Below are 3,178 nucleotides of genomic sequence, written 5' to 3'. Positions count from 1 at the left end.
CTAGCATCCATGGCGACACCGTTAGTCCGCCGAAACGGCCGCTGGTGTGCCAGCCGACACGATAGGTCATTTCTAGTTCCTTAGGGAGAGACGTGGGTGCGCATCGATGTAAATCGGTGTTCCGCCTAGCTCGTTGGCGTCTTCGACGAAGAGTAGTACGCGTCGTAATATCCGGTGTCACTTCTCTTAGCCGGCTTGTTAGCGACCGCCACGAGGCCCAATAGGGCCGCGTCTGCCTTCTCGAGGTTGTCAACCGCTTGCGCGACTTGGTCGCTTGTAGTGCGGTTCGAACGCACCACCAGCAACGCGCCGTCACTGATATGAGCGAGCAGAGCGCCGTCCGTCACAGGGAGAAGCGGCGGGGAATCGATTACTACATAGTCGTATTTGCTGCGCAAGTCATCAATGAGGCGCCGCGCCATTTCGGAGGCTAGGAGTTCGGAGGGGTTAGGCGGCAGCGGGCCGCACGCCAACAGGTCCACGCCTGCGTGGCGCGTTTCTTGCACCACATCGGCGAATTCGGCACGGCCGGATAGGATGTTAGTTAGCCCCACCTTGTCGGGCATGGACATATAACTGACCACCCGCGGCCGGCGCAAGTCCGCCTCGATGATGAGGACTCGGTTACCGGACTCGGCCAGAGCTAACGAGAGGTTGATCGTTGTCTCGGATTTCCCCTCAGCTGCAACTGATGAGGTCAGGACGAAGACGCGGGGCGGGCGGTCCACGTTCAAGAACTGTAGGTTCGTCCGCAGGCGGCGAAAACTCTCGGCCGCCGGGGAGTGCCCATCACGAAAGGGAACAATGTGCTCTGCCCCTTTTTGCTTGTCGTCGTTCTTGCGGAACGGTATTGAGCCGACAACCGGTTTCCCTGCGATGGACTCTAACTGTTCCTTAGATTTGACCCGGCGGTCCAGGGTGTTGACGAGGAGCGCAATGCCGACTCCAGCGAGGACGCCCAGCACGACACCGATCGCGATGTTCTGCTCTGTCCTTGGTGCTACCGGAGCTGTAGGTAGCGCCGGGGGATTGACCACGCTCAACCTTGCGAGGGCAGGTCCTCCACCGTCAGGGGTCTCGAGGTCCTCTATAGCCTCCGGAAGCACCTGACCGAATCCCTGCGCGATTTTAAACGCGCGCTGCGGGTCAGAGTCGTTTACCGCTACGTCGAGTAGCACGGTCTTCGCATCGGCGGTTGCCGTAACTGCTTCCGACACGTGAGTTGCAGTGAGGTCGACCCCGGAACTGTCAACGACGTCCTGAGTGATGTCTGTGCTCTTGACAAGAGCCGCGTAGGACTGCACTCGCTGCTGAGCGCCCAAGGACCCCTGATAAGCGGCGAGGGCGGACTCTCCGCCTGCAACTGTCACGTAGAACTGAATCTTCGCCTGGTAAGTCGGGGTCGTTAGAAGGCTCGCTGCGAGTCCTAGGACAGCTCCTATTAGCGTCGCAGCCACGATGGCGATCCAGCGGGCGCGCAGTACAGACAGTAGGTCCCGCAGATCCACTCCAGGTTCCTTTCCTCGAGGTAGTGACGCACAAAAGTTGCCCAGTTCGATGGGCGAAAATCGAACCAGCCGTTGATACTACTTTGCTGAGGCGAACCTCCACACTGGTCGTTCACAGGATGAACATGGATTCACCCGCAGAGTCTCGACTTGGGGCACTTGCTTCCCGAGCAAGCCCTCAGGCGGGCTCCGTAGTCTTACCGTGTGAGACGCCGACCCCGCCAGCACAGAACAACGCTTGTTGCCACGACACTACTTTTGTTAGCGGCTACAGTTTCGGGGCTCACGGCTGCCAGCGCCGTCCTCTATCCGCGGGTTGATGCGCCCCGCTCGGTGGACGCAATCGTGGTGGTAGCGGGCACGAACGACGACCGATACGCCTATGCACGGCGGCTCGCCAACGAAGGCGTGTCCGACCGCATCCTGGTCTCGAAACCACCCAGTGCTGACGGCTCTTACGGGTCCGTGCTCGCGTCGTACTGCGCATCCTCTCCCCTCTACACTTCAGAAGGCCGGAGCGTTGAGGTTGAGTGCTTCGCGCCCGATATTGACACCACCGAGGGCGAGACCACGGCTGCAGCCCGTATCGCCCGCAGCCGGGGGTGGAGAACGCTACTTGTAGTCACGTACTGGGGCCATGTGTCGCGGGTGCGGATCTACTTCGAGCAATGCTTCGGCGAGGCGGTGTTCGTGACCGACACACCCCGCCCCACTTCGATATCACGACGCTACGCCCTGATACACGAGACAGGGGGCTATGTTAAGGCATTCCTCCGACCCGCGTGCTGGCGCTAAGGTAGCGGACCCGATTTCCTTCACCTACAGCGATTCGCTGGTGTCCGGGGTGGGGTGCAGCGGCCTCCAGCCGTCCCGCCGCACGGTGCGGGTCCGGTGACCGGTGGGTCGTCAGCGTGAGTCTTGCGTCTCGGTGGAGAAGTCAACAACTCAAGGTTTGTCGGTTTCGCCGCCGAATGAACGTTGCATAGCGGTCAACATGCCCCGCCAGCGGTCCCTTATCCCGTAGTTTCTGAGAGCTTGGTGGCTTGGCGCTCCGAGCATCAGGTGGCTTACTGGCGGACGCCTTCTTCAGTGGAGCCTGCTTACCCGCTGACCCGCTGCATTCTCGTGCGGCCGACTGGCGCATGGAGTCGGAGACCTTGTCGCCAGAATCCGTCTCAACCTCACCTTCCCCTGGCCCTGCTTCCTCGCGCGGAGCGCCGCTAACGGGGCGGCCCCCTCGTCCGTCATCGCCGCCCGAGGGATCCTTCTCCTGAACCATGAACACCTTACCGGTCGCCGCCTTGGCATCAATGAACTCCTTGAGCTTATTCTGGTTCTCGTCCTCGTACTTCGCCGGCTTGGAATCCGCCGCCATCGTTTCGATCAGCGAGACCGCTATCTTGAGGTCCTGCGGCCGGACCTTGGCCTCCTTGTCCAGCCCCTCCAGATTCGTCGGGCGGATCTCATCCGGCCACGGTAACGCCCGCAGCATCTGCACGTCCGTGCGCACCCTGAGCGCACGACAACCGAGTGCGACTGCGCAGCACGAACGTGCAGATAGCGAGGCGGTCGGTAGGTTACAGGGCCTCCCTCACCAGCGGATTCGCTCGATTCGAGCGCGGCGTCGGCTCAGAGAGCTAGTGTCGCGTTTCTGAAGTTGGTTTAGGGTT

General features: G+C 61.2%; 3 protein-coding genes. 1 reads left to right on the top strand and 2 read right to left on the bottom strand.

Annotated elements, in window-relative coordinates; genetic code table 11:
* Window positions 1-125 precede the first annotated feature (125 nt).
* The gene (locus G6028_RS14990; protein ID WP_182659353.1) at window positions 126-1,508 is read right to left on the bottom strand and encodes a polysaccharide biosynthesis tyrosine autokinase; all 1,383 of its coding nucleotides are present in this window, start codon (window positions 1,506-1,508) and stop codon (window positions 126-128) included.
* A gap of 333 nt (window positions 1,509-1,841) precedes the next feature.
* On the opposite strand from G6028_RS14990, the gene G6028_RS14985 reads away from it, so the two are divergent.
* Entirely contained in the window at window positions 1,842-2,303 is a 462-nt protein-coding gene (locus G6028_RS14985) for a YdcF family protein (protein WP_338404241.1), read from the top strand.
* 142 nt (window positions 2,304-2,445) lie between these two features.
* Here G6028_RS14985 and G6028_RS14980 read toward each other — a convergent pair whose 3' ends face one another.
* Entirely contained in the window at window positions 2,446-3,006 is a 561-nt protein-coding gene (locus G6028_RS14980; RefSeq protein WP_182659352.1) for a Ku family protein, read from the bottom strand.
* Between the last annotated feature and the right edge of the window lie 172 nt (window positions 3,007-3,178).

The sequence above is a fragment of the Dietzia cercidiphylli genome (genome assembly GCF_014145145.1).
Classification (GTDB): Bacteria; Actinomycetota; Actinomycetes; order Mycobacteriales; family Mycobacteriaceae; genus Dietzia; species Dietzia natronolimnaea.
Note: the sequence above shows the minus strand (reverse complement) of the source record. Positions and strands in the feature narration are given on the sequence as shown.